The sequence below is a fragment of the Trichocoleus sp. FACHB-591 genome, from assembly GCF_014695845.1.
In the GTDB taxonomy this organism is placed as follows: Bacteria; Cyanobacteriota; Cyanobacteriia; order FACHB-46; family FACHB-46; genus Trichocoleus.
In genome coordinates, this window is record NZ_JACJPA010000018.1 from 1 (window position 1) to 18,134 (window position 18,134).

Here is an 18,134-nt window from a genome sequence, read left to right on the forward strand (position 1 = left end):
GCGACAACCGTGCTCGGAGCCTGCCTAGGCGAGGTGGTTGTTGCCCTGTTGCTTCAGGAAGTTGAGCAAAAGCGCATGCTGTTACAGCAGCAGGGGTGGGAGGTTCAGATTACGAGGTGCAAGATCTGAGAAAAGCTACAAATCGATAGATGCTGACAGATGCTCTGCCTCGAAATAGTTTGTAGAAGCGAATTGGGCATCTCGGTTTATAGTTGAGTTACGCGATCGCAAAGCCTATTGGGGCAAGTCAAGCAACTCAAAACAAGGGTTGAAATTTAGTCCATTTTTAGTCCAAACTGCTTAAGACAGCAAACAAAAGCCTTATCTACAGGTAACTCTGGCTTTTTGAATAATTGCGTACACCGCAACACATCAACCCGATGAGTGAAGCGCCAAGTACTCTAGAACTCCTCAACGACTTGTCAATCTTGGTCGTTGAAGATGACTCGGACACAGCAGAATTGTTCAGTCTGCTTTTGAGTCAGGCGCGAACTCAGGTGAGGGTAGCAGGCACAGCCCGCGACGCTCTAGAAGTACTGCAATCTTTTGAACCCGATATTCTCATTACTGATATCCAACTTCCCGATGGCGACGGTTACGATCTGCTCAAGCAAATCAGAAACTTGCAGAGAAATTCTCCTAAGATTTTGCCAGCGATCGCGATGACGGGTTACAGTACCAAGCTTTCAGAGCGAGCCTATAACGAAGGAGCATTAGTATCCGGTTTCCAGAAATATATGGTCAAACCATTAGACATTTATGAACTGCTGGATGCGATTGCCGAACTCACAGCATGAGTTTAAAGAGATTCGCTTTGCCAGAAGTGCTTGGAGAAGGTTCTGATGACAAACCACAAAGCTAAACCGAACAATTCCACGCCGACTAAAAAAAGAATCTCAGGTAAGCAGGGAGGAGCGACGTTAGAGGTGAAGTAGCCAAATAAGGTTGGTCACTAAAAACGAGGTTTAGTTAAACCTCACACGGACATAAGGCAATGCGATGTTTAACCAGACCACCAGAAGCCCAATATCTAATACCAATTCCTAAAAATCGGGCTTCAAATGATATTCGTAGGGGCGAACGGACGTTTGCCCCTACGAATATCTGTAAATAGAATTTAGAGAATTGGGATAACGCTAAACAACCGCCAGGCAAGTTCCTTCTTCCAAAATGGAGCTGCAGCAGTTATCCGCCATCTCGAAAAACACTTGTCTCTTTTGTGGATTTTGAGTCTCGCCATGAGTCTATTTGCGAGTCTTATCGAGCCTACTTGAGACCAAGCTTTCGTGTCATGCAGCACGCCCTGAAATAAAAAACGAAACAAAAAGGTATAGCTCAATCCTGCTTGGAAAATGCTGACTGAAATTCAATGCCAGTTCCTAGTTGGTAATTCATAATTTGGAACCCTAGAGTTCATCCGAGTTTTTTAGTTTCAATCCATAGCACAGGTGCAGGGAACTGATATAACCCTGTAAGTTTGTTCTTTCTTGGACTAAGAGTCTCACCTTTGGTCTAGATGTAAGTCTTGAAAATCAATTATGAGACCAAGACCTGACTAATTAGTCTCATCCTGAGAATCATCTATCAAGTCCGCTCACAAGCGGCTTATAACAGTGACGCTACTGCCTTTAAGTTCGTGATTGCTGTGACTAGCTCCGCCAGGTCAATGGGTTTAGCGAAGTGCGGTTTGAAGCCAGCCGCTACTAGAATGGCGTTCTGGCCATGTAGCGTTATAGCCAGAACGCCATTCTTTTAATTCAAGAAGCAGCGATCGCCTCAAGTGCTTGACTAGTGCCTGACTTTAACTGTTCACCTCAAGCTAGTTGGGCGAACAGTTCTGTCCAACTGAGAGCTGGTGGTCTCGTGCCTTGATTCACAATTTCAAATACTTTCCTGACTGTTGCTGCACTGCTCAGACATTCCACACAAGCAGCCGCCACATCAATCCGACTCGTCTGCCCCGATAATCGATCTCCTGTTCCTAGTACCACTCCCTGCTTACCTCCGGTGGTTGCCTTCAGCAAGGTATTGAGATCATAGGAAGTATAAGGACCATCAATCAGTCGTCCCGGTCGGATGATGGTGTAGGGTAAACCTGATCGGGCGATCGCTTGTTCTCCCTTATCCTTCGCATCCAATACGCCATAAGCATTCAATAAGTTGTAGGGCGGTTTATCTTTATGCTCTACCCCACAAGAGGAAACAAAAACAAATCGCTGGAGGTTTTTAGGGGCCGCATTAACTAGATGGCCAACCCCTTCAGCATCTACTTTTTCAGGATTGTTTTTGGCTTTGGTATTGCGATAATTGGCATCGAAATAAATCTTGCCCCAGGCTTGTAGGCGCTGCAACTGATTTTGTGGAGGCAAATCAAATTCCCAGCGAGCCGAAGGAAAAGCGGTGGTTCCAGTACAACAAATGATGTGAGTAACATCTGGCATTGCCGCAGGCAGCGTTTCTGCTTGACGAATATCGCCCACTGCTGTCTCCACGCGATCGCCAAAAATTTTCTGAGCTTTGGCAGAGTTACGAGTTAGGGCTCGCACAGAGAATCCTTTCTCCAGTAGTTTGGCTACAACTAATTGCCCAACTCCTCCTGTGGCTCCAACAACCAGTACTCGCTCCGACATTCTTGCTCCTTGTCTGCCAAAACATTTCCTGCATCAGCCTTAGGATACTTGAGAAGGCCAATAATGCTGAACTGCTGAAAGGAGTAAAGCGTAACTAAAACTTAGTGAAGCTTTTACCTACACATAGGTAAAAGCCAAAAACTATGTGATTAATCAAACAAGTAGCAATTAAAACATATCGCGATCGCCCCTGATCAACTGATCAAAAATAACCCCGAAACTGAAGTTGCATTACTTTGCTCTCAGGGAAAAGTTTAAGGACAATCAAGAATTGCATCTCTACAAAAATGCTTGATTTAAGCGATGCCAAACTTAGCAAAAATTTAATAAAAATAATTTTTAAATCTAGACTGAACAAGTTAAGACTTGTTAAAAAACTTGTTAATTCTGCCTGACTTGCAAAAACTCCCGGAGGGTTCGCAGTTGTGACTCATTAGGCATAGTTGAAGGGTGCACCTGCTTAAGCCAATTTAACGCTTCCCACAGCTCCAAATTTTGGTAGAGGCAGAGATAGGCCAGACAGACGGTTGGCGATCGCTCGATTCCCGCTAGACAGTGGACATAGATGGGGAGCTGGTTCTGCACACTCTGATGCACAATCTCTACTGCCTTAGCTAGTTGATGCACCTCTAACTGAGTGGTGTAGTAGCGATCTGGCAAAATGAATCGCAGACAATTGAAATCTTGAATAATCTTTTCTGGTAAGCAACCTTCAATCTCAGCACAGAGAGACAGAACTACCTTGATGTTGGCCGCAACCAAGCGGGGGTGATCTTCTGCTTGTGGCAAACCTCCGACGGCTAGTCTACCGGGGATCACCCAACTAAAGGGAGTCTGGCGCTGGTAGAAAGAGCGTTGTCGGGGTTTTCCTGACAACCAGCCTTGCAACCGGAACCAGATGGTCTTGATGAGCCGTTGAACCTGCCGTAATACTTGTCTCACCTGATTTTCTCGATGCTGACCCAATTGCTGTTCTCAGTGATCCAGGGACTACTGCTAGGAATCCGGATTTGCCTTGCCATGCCCGAACTAGTAACGAGTATAGGGGAGCTAGATCCGAAGATTCACTAGGGATGTTTAACTAATTCTAAATAGTTGAACTATTTCTAAATAACTCATCTAGTTTTGCAAAAGTATGCCATTGTTTATTGAAAAGTCTTGATGCTGCCAAATCGTCTGCTATCCCTCTGCCCTAATTAAGCGACAAAGCTTAAGCACCAAAGCCAAGGCAACCCCTCAAAATTTGATTACTGGTAGCAACTGGTTAACCATTACAGCACTTTAGGGCAGCGTCATGATTAACTAAGTCCAGACATTTACTAAATATTTATCAGGTGCGATCGCTATCTCATATAAACCATGAAGGAAAAAGGGCAGTCGGCTTCCAATGGGTCAAAACGACAATAACATCAGTTTTCCGCTAAGTCAGATTACTTTTAGCTTGTTGCTGCTCAGCAGTGCAGCAGCTCCAGGATGGGCCCAAATGTCCCTCCCCATACCTGCAACGGCTTCTCCGAGCTTAGCTCCTGCCAGTCTAACCCCCGCCAACGCGGCTCCTCCGAGCCTAACCCCTACCTATTCCACCCCTGATGGCTACCAGTTAGGAGCAGGGGATCGCGTTCGTTTAGATATTTTCCAAGTTCCGGAGTATAGCGGAGAACACCAAGTCCTCTCGGATGGTTCGTTGAATTTACCGCTGATCGGCACCATACCCGTTCAAGGCATGACTCTGAAGCAAGCCTCTGCCGTCCTTTCGGCTAAGTATGCCCCAATTATTAAGCGGCCCATTGTCACAATTACTCTCCTAGGAGCGCGGCCCTTAAAAATTGCGATCGCGGGAGAGGTCAGCCATCCCGGTTCCTACACAGTGTCTCCCAGTGGGGAGCAAGGGGTGCCTACGGTCACTCGCGCGGTGCAATTGGCGGGGGGGATCACTCAAGCCGCTGATACCCGCCAGGTACAAGTGCGACGGGCTCGTCCGCTCAATGTTGGTGGGGAGCAAGTGTTGACAGTCGATCTTTGGCAACTCCTGCAAACAGGAGATTTACGGCAGGACCTGCTGCTGCAAGACGGAGACACCATTTTTATCCCCACTCAAAAAGTTGTCAATTTAGCGGAAGCCAACCAATTAGCGGCTGCCAGCTTTGCGGCCAGTAAAGCCGAGCCTTTACGCATTGCGGTTGTGGGGCAAGTGAATCGTCCCGGACCTTATACCTTGACTGGAAACATGGATGGGCAGGTCGAGGCAGGTGGTGGCGTACAAATGCCAACTGTAACGCGAGCCATTCAGGTAGCCGGAGGGATTACCCAGTCAGCAGACATTCGACGGATTCAGCTACGACGGTTGACCAAAACGGGGGCCGACCAAGTCATTGATGTTGATCTCTGGAAGCTATTGCAGGCTGGAGATGTGCGTCAAGATATCCCCCTGCAAGAAGGAGATACCATCGCGATTCCTACCGCGACCGCCATGACTCCCACGGAAGTAACAGAGCTAGCTTCGGCTAGTTTTTCGCCTAACAAGATCACAATCAACGTTGTGGGTGAAGTGGTACAGCCCGGTGTGGTAGAAGTGCCCCCCAATACTCCCCTTAACCAAGGACTGCTCGCCGCAGGTGGCTTTAACCGCCGAGCCAAAAAGGGATCGGTAGAACTAATTCGGCTAAACCCTAACGGCACTGTGTCCAGGCAGCAAGTTGCGATTAACTTTTCCAAGGGATTGAACGACAAAGACAACCCGCCTCTTCGGAACAACGACACCATTGTTGTGAAGCGCTCAGGCATTTCTGGAGTTTCAGACGCGATCGGGACTGTACTTTCACCCCTTACTGGTGGTTTTGGTTTATTTCGGCTCCTCGGCTTGTGATTTCGGCTTGATTCATTTCTAGGGTAAATAGTAGGCAAATTATGCAGATGGAACCATCCCCCTATTCTTTAGTACCAGGAAATCTCCAGCCACCTGGCGAACTACAACCTCAGGCTCTGCCCCTGACATACTACGCTCCCCAGCCCTACTATGCCCCCAAGGACGAGCTTGATCTTAAAAGCTTTCTAGAAGTTTTACGCCGTAGAGCGTTGATTGTGGCGAGTGTGGCGATCGCAGTCACAGCAACTACTTGGGGATGGACTTGGAGTCAAACCCCGATCTACAAGGGTGACTTTCAAGTTTTGGTGGAACCTGTCACCGATACGCCATCTCCCCAGCAGTTATTACAAGAGAATCAAAACGCCCTCCAACCCACCTTTGACTACGCGACTCAAATTGAGGTGCTGCGCAGCCCTGGATTATTAGCTCCGGCAGTATCAAAGTTGCAGAAGCTATATCCCGACCTCAACTATGGTTCCTTAGTGAGTAATCTCACCATTACTCAGCTCAGCAACACCAAAATCCTTCTAGTCAGCTACCGCGACTCCGATCCCAAGAAGGTGCACACGGTCCTTGAAAGCTTGTCAGATTTGTACCTCAACTATGGTGTGCAACAGCGACAAGTTAGCTTGCAGCAAGGCACTCAGTTTGTCGATGGACAATTGCCAAAGCTGCGTAAACGAGTTAGTAGCCTGCAAGAAGAGCTGGAAAAATTTCGTCAAAGATACAGTCTCATTGATCCAGAGTCACGAGGCAATGAACTATCTGAACTCATTAGTGATGTAGAAAAACAACAACAAGAAGCTCGCACGCAACTCATTGAGGCTCAATCCCTCTACGGCACCTTACAAAATCAAGTAGGATACCGCCCGACGGAGGCGATCGCTGCTGCCTCTTTGAGTGAATCTCCCCGCTACCAACAACTGCTCAATCAAATTCAGGAAGTGGAGGCTCAAATCGCGGTTGAGTTAGCTCGGTTTCAACCAACCAGTCCTAATATTCAAATCCTAGAAGACAAGAAGCAGCAGTTAGAAGCCCTTCTGGGCGAAGAATCCCAAAAGGTCTTGGGCAACCAGGCGCGACCCAGCGGTGCGGATGGTAATTTAACCTCTATCTCTTTAGACCTCAGTAAGCAGTTGGTGAATACAGCCAATCAAGTGCAAGTGCTGCAAATGCGGAATTTGGCCCTTGCAGAAGTAGAGCGCAACCTAAAGCAAAACTTTGAGCTTGTACCAGCGCTGGCCAGACAATACACTGACTTACAGCGAGAACTAAAGGTTGCCACCGAAAGCTTGAATCGCTTCTTGGGCACAAAAGAAACGCTGCAAATTGAAGCATCCCAGAAAGCAATTCCGTGGCAAGTTATTTCGGCCCCTCAAGAACCACAGCAACCGATTTCGCCTAATACTCCTCGCAATTTAGCTTTGGGTGTTGTCGCAGGCTTACTTCTGGGAACTGGAGCCGCGTTACTCACCGAAAAGCTAGACAACGTTTTTCATTCTCCCACCGACCTAAAAGATTTGACCCGGTTACCACTGCTAGGAGTCGTGCCGTTTCAAAAACGTTTACCCGAACCTGCGTATGGTGTTGTGGCTCCTCGCTTCACCTTACCAGAGCAGAACCTTGCTCCTGAGTTTAGTGACCAATCGCAATTAGAAACCTTCAATCTGGAAAATGCCCCCATTGCCAGTCCTAGCCATTACACCACTTCTCCTTTCTTAGAATCCTTCCGATCGCTTTATACAAATGTTCGTTTATTAGGATCAGATACTCCTATCCGCTCCCTAGTCGTAGGGTCGGCAGTTCCTGCGGAAGGCAAATCCACGATCTCCCTACAACTGGCAAAAGCAGCCGCAGCGATGGGTCAGCGAGTCTTATTGGTCGATGCTGATATGCGCCGCCCCCAAGTCCATACTTACTTGGGCCTAGCCAATATGCGAGGGTTGAGCCACCTAATCGCTACCAATGTGACTGCTGAAGAGGTGATTCAGCGATCGCATAGTGACGAAAATCTCTTTATCATCACCGCAGGACAAATTCCGCCTGATCCTACGAAGTTGCTCTCCTCCAAAAAGATGCAAAACCTGATGGAAGAGTTGCAGGAGAGCTTTGACTTAGTGATCTACGATACCCCTCCCGTCTTAGGGCTGGCAGACAGTAGCATCTTAGCCACCTATACCGATGGAATTATCATGGTAGTAGGACTCGGAAAAACCGATCGCTCAACCTTGGTCATGGCTTTAGATAGTCTCAGGATTTCTTCCACCCCCGTCTTAGGCATTGTGGCGAATGGCATTAAGGGCTACACCACTCAATCCTATGACTACTACAATCGCTACTACACCCAAAAGCGCGATTCTGTCCCCCTAGAAGTTCCTGCAAACCTAAGTTAGGCATCGTGTAGATTACAGATCTCCATTTAGGGGCATAGTATTCAGCTCAGAGAGTTACTGGCTAGATACTATGCCCCTAAATGTTTTTGCACTTTTTCATTCTTCATCCTTCCATCAAGCTTTTCTAGAGAATCCTAGTCTAGATAACCAGCTATGATTCAGCTTGAAAGATAAAGAGAGAGGAGCTTTTACGGTTACCGGGCAGGAAATCTTCGTTTGAGCCTTGATCACATTAGAGTATTGCTTGGCAATAATCTCTGGCGTAAAGTGAGTTAAAAGATAACGCCGCCCTGCTGCCCCTAACTTCGCTGATAGTTCGCGGTTCTGAACCAAGTCACGAATAAAGTGAGCTAAACCGCTACCATCTCCATTCTCAAACGCTTGGCCACAATCAGCCGCTGCTAGCATCTGACGGAGATAGGAGTGGGGTTCACAAATAATGGCGACAGGACGCCCAGCGGCCAGCGTGCCATAAAGTTTACTAGGAGCGACTAATCCTTCCATTCCAGGACTAATGCTCACCAAGGACAAATCGCAAGCAGTTAAGGAGTAAGGCAAGGTCTGCTTATCTTGATAAGGCAGAAACAAGCAATTATTGAGACCTAGGCTTTGAGCCTGATCAATGCAACCTTGATACTGGGCTCCACTACCAATAAATACAAATTGAACAGCCTCATTTTTGAGCTGATCTGCCGCCGCTAAAATTGTTTCCATATCATGGCAGCGACCAAAATTGCCCGAATAAAGCACTGTAAATTTTTCAGTTAAATGGTGCTGCGTTGCAAACCAATTATCTTGCTTGGCGATCGGCACAATTGTATTAGGATTCGCCCAGCTATGAATCACTGAAATTTTATCGCTTAAAGCTGGGTACCGATCAGCAATCCGCTGCTTCATGGTAGGACTCAAGACAATAATCTGCTGCGATCTACTCCAAACAGCCCAATTAATTGCATGCCAAATTTGAGCTAACCAGTGTTTTTGCGAAACAACATTCAGCTGAATCGCGACGTCAGGATATAGATCATAAATTAGACAAATATAAGGCAGCTTAAAGCATAAGTTAGCAAAGAGACCTAAAACTGGCAAATACGGAGGTGCTGTGGTAACGAGAAGAATATTTCCTCGTCGAGAATTCTTTAGTAAATGTAGTCCAGAACGCAGACAAAATAGCAAACCACTAACTACTTTTCCCCGGATGCGCTGCGGCCAAATTTGGGTAGTTCGCGATCGCCGAACTAGGACCCGCTCAACCTTCTCAGTCGCTGGAGCCGATTTAGCTTGAAAAGCGTATCCCGGTTGACCCGTAAAAACCTGAACTTCAATTCCTTGATGGCTTAATTGAGAGGCCAGTTCTTCAATCAGTTGTCCGGTAGCAGCATAATCGGGGGGATAAAACTGCGTAATAATCGACAAATGCAGCGATCGATCAAGGTCTAAAGGGCTACCGTTCTTCATGTCTGGCTACTACTAGGGAGCTGATACAGTGATTGCTTGCTCAACCGAATTCCCTTTCAACTCTGGACATTAAACTCTCAAAATCCTAAATTTGTTAATTTCATCTGAGAATTATACTCACCAAAATCTAATACTAATCATTTATCTCCAAGACTCTGGTAGATGTCAAGGAATATTTAATATGATTAAAGCAATGGGAACCCTTCATAAAAATTTCACTTTTTTTGATACAGATCGCAGCCAATATATTGATTTGCTCCTTGGTTTATACCATTTTTCAATGTTTAGGAGCTACTAAAACAGCTCTATTTTGAGTCAATCCATACTGTATTACTAGAAAAATTTGCTTTATCAGAAAAATTAGAAACTTTTTTGGGAACGCACGATAAAAATTTGCATTTATTTACAATGAGCGCGAAATGAATGAAAGTATTGTTGGTGATAAAACCTTGCTTAATCTAAGCTCAAGTGAGGGATACTAAATTAATGCAGGTGCTTAAAAATACTAAGTGTGATGTTCAAAGTTGTTACCCGTAACTTCTCTCAAGAGTTTGGCCGTTGGACAGATGCCTTAAACACTGCTAAATCTCTGCAACCGCAATGCAAAAGCCTATTGCAAGATATCCGAATTTTTGAGGGAGAAGACTTGGTCTGGGTTTATAGTCGCTCCCATACTTATCCACAATTTGTGGGGCCTGGTGCTTACAAACGTTTAGCCATACGCTTTCTCCAAGAAGCGATCGAGAATGGAGAAGCATGGGCAATGGGAGAAGTAGCCGAAACAAGCTCAGAAACTAGCTCGGAAACGGGTGATGACTAAAACTTTCTTCTCTTGCTTAGCCCAGATTGTAGGAAAACTTGATTTATGAGGCAACTAATAGCTCTCCTTATAGTGATCCTCATTATTTTGAGTGGTGCCCCTAGCTCCGCTGCGGCTGCGGATTTGAATCAGGGAGCAGAACTTTTCCAGATTCACTGTGCTGGATGTCATGCCAATGGTGGCAATATTATCCGTCGCGGTAAAACTCTGAAGCAGAAAGCACTGAAGAAATATAAAGTAGACTCCTTGGAGGCGATCGCGGCTCTCGTAACTAATGGCAAAAACAACATGCCTGCCTTCCAAGAGCGTTTAAGTGAGCCGCAGGTTCAAGCCGTATCAGCTTATGTTTTAGAGCAAGCAGCTCAAGACTGGCCTTGAAGCGAGAAGCGATCGCCATGCAACTTATTCCTCAAAAGCGAAAAAATACTTAAAGATTTTTGAGAGGAAAATGTTGGGCTGAGTACTTACGCACTTTTGCCGTATTCTTCATCAAAAATCCCTAATTCTACTGAACTAAATGCGCTATGAACTGTGAGACAACTATGAAGTAATCGTGAAGCAAGCATGAAGCAAAGGATTTTATGAAGATTGACTTCAAAAAGCAAAACATCAAAGTGACTGCAACTGCACCTGGCTCCTGGCATTTTCAGGTTAGTACCGCGACTCAACAACAATTTGCCATTGAAGTCAGCGCTGCTTCTACGGGCTTTTGGCAATCAGAAATTCGTGACAGCCAGCAACGCCTGCTCGGATGCACCTGCGATCGCGCCCCCGAAAATGTGTTTGCTAAAGCGATCGCGCTCCTCCAAGCATTTCTCACTGAGCCAGGTCTCACAGCCAACGCAGTAGTTTAAGCCTAGAGCTTATAACTACTACTAACTACAGTCGCAACTAGTTAATTAAGATTTCAGTTCCAGTGATTTAAACCTAGCGGGTTAAAACTTCCGGTTTATTCAGATTTTTTGATCAGATTTTTTGAGATTCCTGGTTCGCTGCATCTATTACCAGGAGCATAATTGTAGATTAAAGATTTAGTCGAGACGGTGGAACAAACGAGGAACGAGATACGACTCATAGGCAGTTCCTCCAATTTATTCAGGGATGCGATCGCGCCACAATCATTGTTCAATAGCTAGGGGGATGGCTCCTTCGCTTTCACCTTGATTTTCCTCGCTCCTGCTCACACGTTTTCCTACCCTCGACATGCAAACAGTTGCCAAGTTTCCCTGGTTTGTGCCCGGTTTAGTCGGTACGCTTTTACTTTCAGCTCCTGCCCACGCCGATGTTTTGCAATCTTGGCGGTTTGACGCCCGCCAGAATCAGTTAGAGATTAGCACTGATGAAGGAGTGCAGCCAACGGCTCAACTGATTGCCAACCCTAGCCGTGTTGTAATTGATCTACCTGGTATCCGCTTGGGACGACCCAAAACCAGCCAAGTGATTGGAGGTACCGTACAAGCAGTGCGGACGGGTCAGTTCAATGCCCAGACAGCCCGATTCGTCGTGGAATTAGCGCCGGGATATACGGTGGACCCGCAGCAAGTTCAGGTTAGAGGCAGTTCCTTAACCCGGTGGACGGTGAAGTTGCCCACGCCTCAACCCACGACTGCGATCATCGCCAATCCTCCGAGTAATGTGCCACAGGCGATCGCCACTGTCGCCCCGCCTCCTGACACTTTCGGTGGTCTGATCCCGGCAGGGAGACCTCTAACTTGGTTACAACAGCGAGTATCCTCGCTCCGTACCTCTAAATACTCATCTCTTCGCTCCGGAATTTCATTTCTGGATATGGAGACTGGCAATTATTTGGATTTGAACGGAGACAAAGTCTACGCGACTGCCAGCATTATTAAATTGCCCATCTTGATCGCCTTTTTTCAAGATGTAGATGCTGGCAAAATCAAGCTCAACGAAACTTTGACCATGACGCGAGATATGGTTGTTGGCGGTTCAGGAGAGATGCAAGATCTCCCTGTGGGCAGCAAATTTACGGCGTTGGAAACTGCCACGAAGATGATTACCATCAGCGACAATACCGCGACCAACATGATCATCAAGCGCATGGGTGGCATCCAGATGCTTAACCAACGTTTCCGCAGTTGGGGCTTGGAGAAAACTGTGATTCGCAATTGGCTCCCCGACTTACGCGGGACCAATACCACCACGGCCAAAGAGTTGACTCGCCTGTTGGCTATGCTAGATCAGCAGAAGCTGCTCTCTTCTAAAAGCCAGGCCCAAGCGATCGGCATTTTGCAACGAGTCAAAAACCGGAAACTCCTGCCTGTTGGCTTGGGACGAGGAGCCACGATCGCGCATAAAACCGGAGATATTGGCTTCCTTCTAGGAGATGCTGGAATTGTCGTCATGCCTAATGGCAAACACTATCTCGCCGCTGTCTTAGTGGAAAGCGCTTACGACGACCCAGCCGCTAGAGACTTTATCCAGGATGTGTCTCGCATTGTCTACAGCTACTTAGATCAGGCACCTCGTACTGCTTCGGTCAATCAACCCAATCCCTAAACAAAGCAGATATCCTTTAAGAATGTTAGTAGGGGTTTAGCATTCAGGCGTTGAGCTAGGGAAAGCCTAGTAGCTACGCCCCTACTAATATTCAATAGAACAGAATCCTTAGGATCTTCTGAGATCCTTAGTGCCTTGAGTAACTAAATAGGCTACAACTGCTCCTACCAAACCGATCGCAAGAAAGCTGACTTGGTCTTGAGAACTTCGGAATGTTTCTGAAGCAATTTTATAACCAATTGTGGTAATTCCAGCCAAAAACAGAAGTCGGAGGAGATCTACATACCAACGGCTACGGCGATCGCGGTGTTTTAGGTCTCGAAAAAAATCAATGGTATCGGTGAGCAAGAAAGAACCAACGCCTGCAAAAACAATCAATCCGGCTAAATATTGATATTGCATAGATTTTGTCTCTGGGTGTCCTTGCTAGCATCAGGTGCGATCGCCAAAAATTGTCTCAGTTGCTGAGCAAATCGGTGGGGATTTTCCCAGTGGATATTATGACCGCAGTTGGGCAAGATGCTCAATGTAGTTTTAGGACATAAGTTTGCCATTTCTGTATTGATAGCTCTAAATTTCGTATCCTGTTCACCTACTAGCAACAGCAACGGCAGTTGATTCTCTGGTAAGCGCTCCCACAAAGAAGGTTGCTGTCCTGTACTCATATAACGGAGAGATTGAGCCAGTTCCTGAGGATGATTGGCTAAGCGACATTCTACGATCTGCTCAAAATCTGGGTGCTGCTTGAGGGAGGTGAAAAGCGGCTGGTTATACCACCACCTCAGGAAATCGAAAAAATCTTCTGTTTCTAATTGATCGGCAAGTCGGGCATCATGGTCGCGGCGTTGCGATCGCTCGGCAGCAGTTTTGAGCCCGGGCGAAGCTGACTCTAACCCGACTCGATGAAAAAATTGAGGAAAATTGAGGGCTAGATATAACGCCAGCCGTCCACCCATCGAATAGCCAACTAAGGAACACGTAGAAATCTCTAATTGCTCTAAAAGCTGAATTAACCCTTGAGCAGTCTGCGGCATGGCGTAAGATTCATTTCCACCTCTGACTTTCGTTTTGCCATGTCCTGGCAAGTCCACAGCTAAGCAGCAAAATTGATTGGCTAGCAAGGAGATAACAGAGTCAAAATCATGACAGTCGCCCAAAAAGCCATGTAAAAACAAAACTAATGGTTGGCTGGGATCACCTTGGAGAGAGTAATGCCAGTGATAGTTACCCAGTGTGGTCGTTTCTGCCATGATTCGCGGCTCAGCGATCGCCTGTTCTCGGCATTATAGTGGCTTTTCGATTCAAGCCGGACTGCTATTGCCAGCCAAAATTCGCTCTCGAATTTGAATCTGTGACCCGACTGCTGGTCGGCCAAATGCTTCCCAAGCACTGTGCCCGCGCAAAAATAACTCCATCCATTGAGTTTCTTGACCTGCCGAATCTGTCCAACCGCTACTGCCTGGCGCAAAGGCGATCTGTCCTGGTTCTACAGCAAAACTACCATCACTGGCGATCGCGGTTTGCTCTGTGTCACCAATTCGCACAGAAATTGCAGAGCCAACTTCAGCTTTGCGATCGCTCTGTTTAATAGTGGTCTTTAAGTTGCCGTAACCATCAATGTAAGCGATACAGTTCTCTGGGATATCAGGAATATCCGTCGGCTCTAGAACATCATCTAGTGCTTCTGGTTGCCCTAGAGCGATCGCAGCAGCGGCTTGAGGAAAGAGATCCCGCGATCGAAACTGGGAGCCTTCGGCGGCTACTGCGGCCCAACACAACTCTGCTGCCGCATCCCGCACAAAGGAGAAAGCGTGCCCTGCATTGACCCCCATGACCCGTACTCCATTCGGCAGGCGGGCAAAAGCCAGCCTCTCCCCAGCATTTTCCGTACGAGCTTGCTCATCATCCTGGCGAGGCGCAACGTTGTGATAAATGATGGTGCCAGCGGGAGCTTCATTGAGACCTAGCTGAGCCACACAAAAGCCCGCTGCTAGCGTAGAAAAGGCGGGAACAGGGGTAAGGATCGGTTCAGCGTCTGGTAAGTAGAGTCTGATGCGCTGCACGACTTCCGCAAAAGCGAGGTCGCCTTGTCCATAATCGGCAATGATGTGGATCAGCATAGGTTTATTACGAGCTGTTTTTCAACCTTAATGCTGCGGCTAAGTTTGATCCTCAATCTAGGGGTGAGTGCTGAAGATGAGCGATCGCTACCTTCTCACCCTTCGCTCCTGACTCCTTACCTTTCATGGCTGTAATTGCTGCAATTTCTTCTGAGCTGATTGTGACAGCGCCTGGGCTTCAGCATAAGCTGTTGTTCCAGGCTGGACCTTGCCTAGCTGATCCCTAATGCCTTGCAGTTCGCTGAGGAGATAGCCCCGATTGGTAGAGAAGTTTTCCCTTGGAGCAGACGCTAAAAACGAGCGAGTCGTCCTTTGTGCTGCTTCTAGGGCTGCGGCAGAGTCTCGTTCTGCCTCTAGTCGAATCCGCACGATCGCCAAGTTTTTCTTGTAGTCTGCCAATAGAGACCGGGAGGCTACATAGCCGGGATCGGCCAAACCAGCCTGCTCCACTTGTGTAACTGCATCTTCCCACAACGCTACTATCTGCTCCCATTTTGCGGCTTGATGGGGAGAATTTTGGCCAAGCTGGGCGGCTCTCAAGGCTAACTGCATTCCAGCATTCATTAATGTATCGGTGCGGGCACTACCAGCAGCAAAACCTGTAACTTGCTCAAAATCCCGTTGACTGGCCACCAATTTAGTTTCAAAACCACTGAATTACAGTTTTCCCGATTCTGGCCAATCTACTCCAATTTTTCTCTACAGATGGAAAGGGATCTTGAAAGCTCATCACACTCTAGATCGCTCGGCTTCAACTGGACTCTAGGCAGAATTGATGAACCTGCGTGGCGGCTAAGCCCTGCCAGGGCTAGGTAACCGTAAAAATTTATAGTGCCAAAATAATTGCGAATTAATTCTTGCTCAAATCATCATAGATTCCACGGATGTTTACCCTTCTCCAGCCGTGATACTGATCAACTGTCTGCCCATCTATGGTCAGGCTGACTACGGATAGATAGAGATGCTGTAGCTACAACAGTTGTGATTAACCTAGCCTCAGAAAAAATTATTTAGCATGCCTCAGAACCTCTCTGCCCCCAACCACTTACAGCGTGAGGAACTCTGCTATCTATTTGTTGAGAATCTCCCCTTTGCTGCTGCTCTGCTCGATCGCGACATGAACTATCTCATCACCAGTCAGCGGTGGTTGAGTGACTTGGGGTTAGATCAGCTAGATATCACAGGGCGATCGCATTACGAATTTTTTCCTCAGCACTGTCATCCCTTGAGTGCTGCTCACCAACAGTGCTTAGCGGAAGTCACTGAGCTTTGTGTCGAAGAACAGTTTCAACGATCAGATCGGGCGATCGCTTGGCGACAATGGAGAATTTGCTCTTGGCAAGATCGATCGGGTGCCATCGCGGGCGTCATGCTACTGGCTGAAGACATTACCCAACGCAAGCAAGCCGAGGCAGCCCTGCGCGAAAATGAAGCAGAGTTACAGGCTATTATTGACAACTGCCCTGCCATTATTTACCTCAGGGATACACAAGGTCGGTTAACCCGTGTAAACCGCCAGTTTGAAATTTTGACAGGGATGAGCGCCGAACAGATTTGCGGCAAGAGCAGTCATGATCTCTTTCCCCAACATGTCGCTGATGAGCACTGGAGAAACGATCAAATCCTATTGACCTCTGGCAAGGCAATCACGGTAGAGGAGTTGGCACCACAGGCTGACGGGTTACATACTTATCTCTCCGTCAAGTTTCCTATTTTTAACGCTAAGGGCGAAGTTTCTATAACGGGTGGTATTTCAACAGATATCAGCGATCGCAAGCAATTTGAATCAGCTCTGAGGCAATCAGAGGCCAAGCTGAGAGAAAAAGCCCAGCGCGAACAACTGCTCAATCAGCTCACGAATCAAATTCGGAGTTCCTTAAACCTCAACCAAACTCTAGAAACGGCGGTAAGGGAAATTCAATCTTTGTTGCAGCTCGATCGCTGTTTGTTTGTCCGCTACTGTCAAGATACTACGCCTCCTTATTGGGAGATCACTCAAGAAGCGAAAGATCCTGCCTTCGACAGCTTATTAGGATTTAAAAACGTCGATGCAGACATTCTGCCCTTAGCTGAGAAATCTTTAAGACGAGAGGGTGTTCGCATTGATGATGTGCAAAGGGAGCCTGACCCAACTACTCGGGAATTCTTTACCTTTTTAGGCTACACTTCCACGCTGACGCTCCCTGTTCATACTCAATCTGGTGAGATTGGTGTTATCTGTTGCGCCATGACTCAAGCGAACCGAACTTGGGATGATTCAGAGGTGGCCTTACTGCAAGCAGTGGGCGACAATTTGGCGATCGCCATCGATCAAGCCAAACTGTACGAACAAAGCCGTGCGGCTGCGGCGACCGCCCAAGCGCAGACCAAACAGCTAGAGCAAACACTCCGCGCACTCCAGCAAACCCAAGCGCAGTTAGTTCAAACCGAGAAAATGTCTAGTCTGGGGCAACTCGTGGCGGGTGTGGCGCATGAGATCAACAATCCCGTAAATTTCATTTATGGCAACCTCTCTCATGCCGATGGGTACATGCAGGACTTGCTGCATCTGTTAGCTCTCTATCAACGACATTACCCTCAGCCTCATCCGGAGATTCAACAGGAGATGGCCGACGTTGATATAGAGTTCCTCTCAGGAGATCTGCCCAAACTACTGTCATCTATGAAAGTAGGAGCAGACCGCATTCAAAAGATTGTGCTAGCGCTGCGCAACTTCTCCCGCATGGATGAAGCCGAGGTTAAGTCAGTGAATCTCCATGAAGGCATTGATAGTACCTTGATGATTCTCCATAACCGTATTAAGGATACGCCTAACCATCGCGGCATTGAGATCATCAAAAACTACGGTAATCTCCCTCTATTGGAATGTTACGCCGGACAGTTAAATCAAGTCTTTATGAATGTGCTCTCGAATGCGATCGATGCGCTCAATGAACGAGACAGCCAGCGATCGCCTCAAGAAATCAAACAAAATCCCAGTACCATTACGATTCAGACTCGTAAGCTTGATGCTCAGCAAGTGCAAATTAGGATTGCAGATAATGGACCTGGCATCCCAGAACCTGTCAGACTGCGCTTGTTTGAACCCTTCTTTACCACCAAACCGATTGGCAAAGGCACAGGGTTAGGTTTATCCATCAGCTACCAGGTGGTCGTTGAGAAACATTTGGGTCAGCTTGAATGTATCTCTGCTCTAGGGCAAGGTGCTGAGTTTTTGATCACTCTCCCTCTCAGGCTTCAGGGGATAGAGCGGGTATAGATGTGTAGGGGAGAATGGCGATCTCCCCTGTAGAAATTTCATCTATAGCAATCCAGCTCTTAATGGAG

15 protein-coding genes are annotated in these 18,134 nt (G+C 47.2%); 8 read left to right on the top strand and 7 right to left on the bottom strand.

The annotated features are described in order from the left end of the window. The first annotated feature begins 380 nt into the window (after positions 1–380). Positions 381–797, top strand: coding sequence for a response regulator (locus H6F90_RS02170; protein WP_190549835.1), 417 nt, complete (start codon positions 381–383; stop codon positions 795–797). Positions 798–1,814: 1,017 nt separating this feature from the next. Here H6F90_RS02170 and H6F90_RS02175 read toward each other — a convergent pair. Together H6F90_RS02175 and H6F90_RS02180 are read right to left on the bottom strand one after the other, a co-directional pair. After that, positions 1,815–2,630 (bottom strand): SDR family oxidoreductase, encoded by an 816-nt coding sequence (locus H6F90_RS02175; protein ID WP_190549836.1) that lies wholly within the window; start codon positions 2,628–2,630, stop codon positions 1,815–1,817. A gap of 381 nt (positions 2,631–3,011) precedes the next feature. Beyond that, positions 3,012–3,596 (bottom strand): dual specificity protein phosphatase, encoded by a 585-nt coding sequence (locus H6F90_RS02180; RefSeq protein ID WP_190440185.1) that lies wholly within the window; start codon positions 3,594–3,596, stop codon positions 3,012–3,014. A gap of 421 nt (positions 3,597–4,017) precedes the next feature. Between H6F90_RS02180 and H6F90_RS02185 the strand changes: the two genes are divergently transcribed. Together H6F90_RS02185 and H6F90_RS02190 are read left to right on the top strand one after the other, a co-directional pair. Continuing rightward, a complete protein-coding gene (locus H6F90_RS02185; RefSeq protein WP_199295666.1) occupies positions 4,018–5,496 on the top strand; it encodes an SLBB domain-containing protein in 1,479 nt (492 codons plus the stop codon). A gap of 47 nt (positions 5,497–5,543) precedes the next feature. Beyond that, positions 5,544–7,889, top strand: a complete 2,346-nt coding sequence (locus H6F90_RS02190) for a polysaccharide biosynthesis tyrosine autokinase (protein WP_190549839.1) — start codon at positions 5,544–5,546, stop codon at positions 7,887–7,889. 114 nt (positions 7,890–8,003) lie between these two features. On the opposite strand, the gene H6F90_RS02195 is transcribed toward H6F90_RS02190, so the two are convergent. After that, complete coding sequence (locus H6F90_RS02195) at positions 8,004–9,347, bottom strand: glycosyltransferase family 4 protein (RefSeq protein ID WP_190549841.1); 1,344 nt, start codon at positions 9,345–9,347, stop codon at positions 8,004–8,006. Positions 9,348–9,861: 514 nt separating this feature from the next. Here H6F90_RS02195 and H6F90_RS02200 point away from each other — a divergent pair. From H6F90_RS02200 to H6F90_RS02215, 4 genes are all read left to right on the top strand, one after another. Beyond that, the gene (locus H6F90_RS02200) at positions 9,862–10,167 is read left to right on the top strand and encodes a hypothetical protein (RefSeq protein WP_190549843.1); all 306 of its coding nucleotides are present in this window, start codon (positions 9,862–9,864) and stop codon (positions 10,165–10,167) included. Positions 10,168–10,212: 45 nt separating this feature from the next. After that, positions 10,213–10,545, top strand: coding sequence for a cytochrome c6 PetJ (gene petJ, locus H6F90_RS02205; protein ID WP_190549846.1), 333 nt, complete (start codon positions 10,213–10,215; stop codon positions 10,543–10,545). Positions 10,546–10,748: 203 nt separating this feature from the next. Next, complete coding sequence (locus H6F90_RS02210) at positions 10,749–11,021, top strand: hypothetical protein (protein ID WP_190549848.1); 273 nt, start codon at positions 10,749–10,751, stop codon at positions 11,019–11,021. Between the two features lie 349 nt (positions 11,022–11,370). Further along, entirely contained in the window at positions 11,371–12,687 is a 1,317-nt protein-coding gene (locus tag H6F90_RS02215) for a serine hydrolase (RefSeq protein ID WP_190549850.1), read from the top strand. A gap of 108 nt (positions 12,688–12,795) precedes the next feature. Here H6F90_RS02215 and H6F90_RS02220 read toward each other — a convergent pair whose 3' ends face one another. From H6F90_RS02220 to H6F90_RS02235, 4 genes are all read right to left on the bottom strand, one after another. Beyond that, complete coding sequence (locus tag H6F90_RS02220; protein WP_190549852.1) at positions 12,796–13,089, bottom strand: hypothetical protein; 294 nt, start codon at positions 13,087–13,089, stop codon at positions 12,796–12,798. Beyond that, the gene (gene menH, locus H6F90_RS02225) at positions 13,071–13,937 is read right to left on the bottom strand and encodes a 2-succinyl-6-hydroxy-2,4-cyclohexadiene-1-carboxylate synthase (RefSeq protein WP_190549854.1); all 867 of its coding nucleotides are present in this window, start codon (positions 13,935–13,937) and stop codon (positions 13,071–13,073) included. Before menH ends, H6F90_RS02220 begins: the two co-directional genes overlap by 19 nt. A 51-nt stretch (positions 13,938–13,988) precedes the next feature. Then, positions 13,989–14,807 (bottom strand): S-adenosyl-l-methionine hydroxide adenosyltransferase family protein, encoded by an 819-nt coding sequence (locus H6F90_RS02230; protein WP_190549857.1) that lies wholly within the window; start codon positions 14,805–14,807, stop codon positions 13,989–13,991. Positions 14,808–14,930: 123 nt separating this feature from the next. Continuing rightward, entirely contained in the window at positions 14,931–15,440 is a 510-nt protein-coding gene (locus tag H6F90_RS02235) for a hypothetical protein (protein WP_190549859.1), read from the bottom strand. A 382-nt stretch (positions 15,441–15,822) separates the two neighbouring features. Here H6F90_RS02235 and H6F90_RS02240 point away from each other — a divergent pair, with 382 nt between their 5' ends. After that, positions 15,823–18,066, top strand: coding sequence for a PAS domain-containing protein (locus H6F90_RS02240; RefSeq protein ID WP_190549861.1), 2,244 nt, complete (start codon positions 15,823–15,825; stop codon positions 18,064–18,066). Positions 18,067–18,134 lie beyond the last annotated feature (68 nt).

Bases quoted from the DNA above. Each gene is read 5' to 3' on its own strand.
- H6F90_RS02210 (WP_190549848.1), top strand. From the start codon at position 10,749: ATGAAGATTGACTTCAAAAAGCAAAACATCAAAGTGACTGCAACTGCA.
- H6F90_RS02175 (WP_190549836.1), bottom strand. From the start codon at position 2,630: ATGTCGGAGCGAGTACTGGTTGTTGGAGCCACAGGAGGAGTTGGGCAA.
- H6F90_RS02190 (WP_190549839.1), top strand. From the start codon at position 5,544: ATGGAACCATCCCCCTATTCTTTAGTACCAGGAAATCTCCAGCCACCT.
- H6F90_RS02200 (WP_190549843.1), top strand. From the start codon at position 9,862: ATGTTCAAAGTTGTTACCCGTAACTTCTCTCAAGAGTTTGGCCGTTGG.
- H6F90_RS02215 (WP_190549850.1), top strand. From the start codon at position 11,371: ATGCAAACAGTTGCCAAGTTTCCCTGGTTTGTGCCCGGTTTAGTCGGT.
- petJ (WP_190549846.1), top strand. From the start codon at position 10,213: ATGAGGCAACTAATAGCTCTCCTTATAGTGATCCTCATTATTTTGAGT.
- H6F90_RS02195 (WP_190549841.1), bottom strand. From the start codon at position 9,347: ATGAAGAACGGTAGCCCTTTAGACCTTGATCGATCGCTGCATTTGTCG.
- H6F90_RS02185 (WP_199295666.1), top strand. From the start codon at position 4,018: ATGGGTCAAAACGACAATAACATCAGTTTTCCGCTAAGTCAGATTACT.
- H6F90_RS02170 (WP_190549835.1), top strand. From the start codon at position 381: ATGAGTGAAGCGCCAAGTACTCTAGAACTCCTCAACGACTTGTCAATC.
- H6F90_RS02230 (WP_190549857.1), bottom strand. From the start codon at position 14,807: ATGCTGATCCACATCATTGCCGATTATGGACAAGGCGACCTCGCTTTT.
- H6F90_RS02240 (WP_190549861.1), top strand. From the start codon at position 15,823: ATGCCTCAGAACCTCTCTGCCCCCAACCACTTACAGCGTGAGGAACTC.
- menH (WP_190549854.1), bottom strand. From the start codon at position 13,937: ATGGCAGAAACGACCACACTGGGTAACTATCACTGGCATTACTCTCTC.
- H6F90_RS02220 (WP_190549852.1), bottom strand. From the start codon at position 13,089: ATGCAATATCAATATTTAGCCGGATTGATTGTTTTTGCAGGCGTTGGT.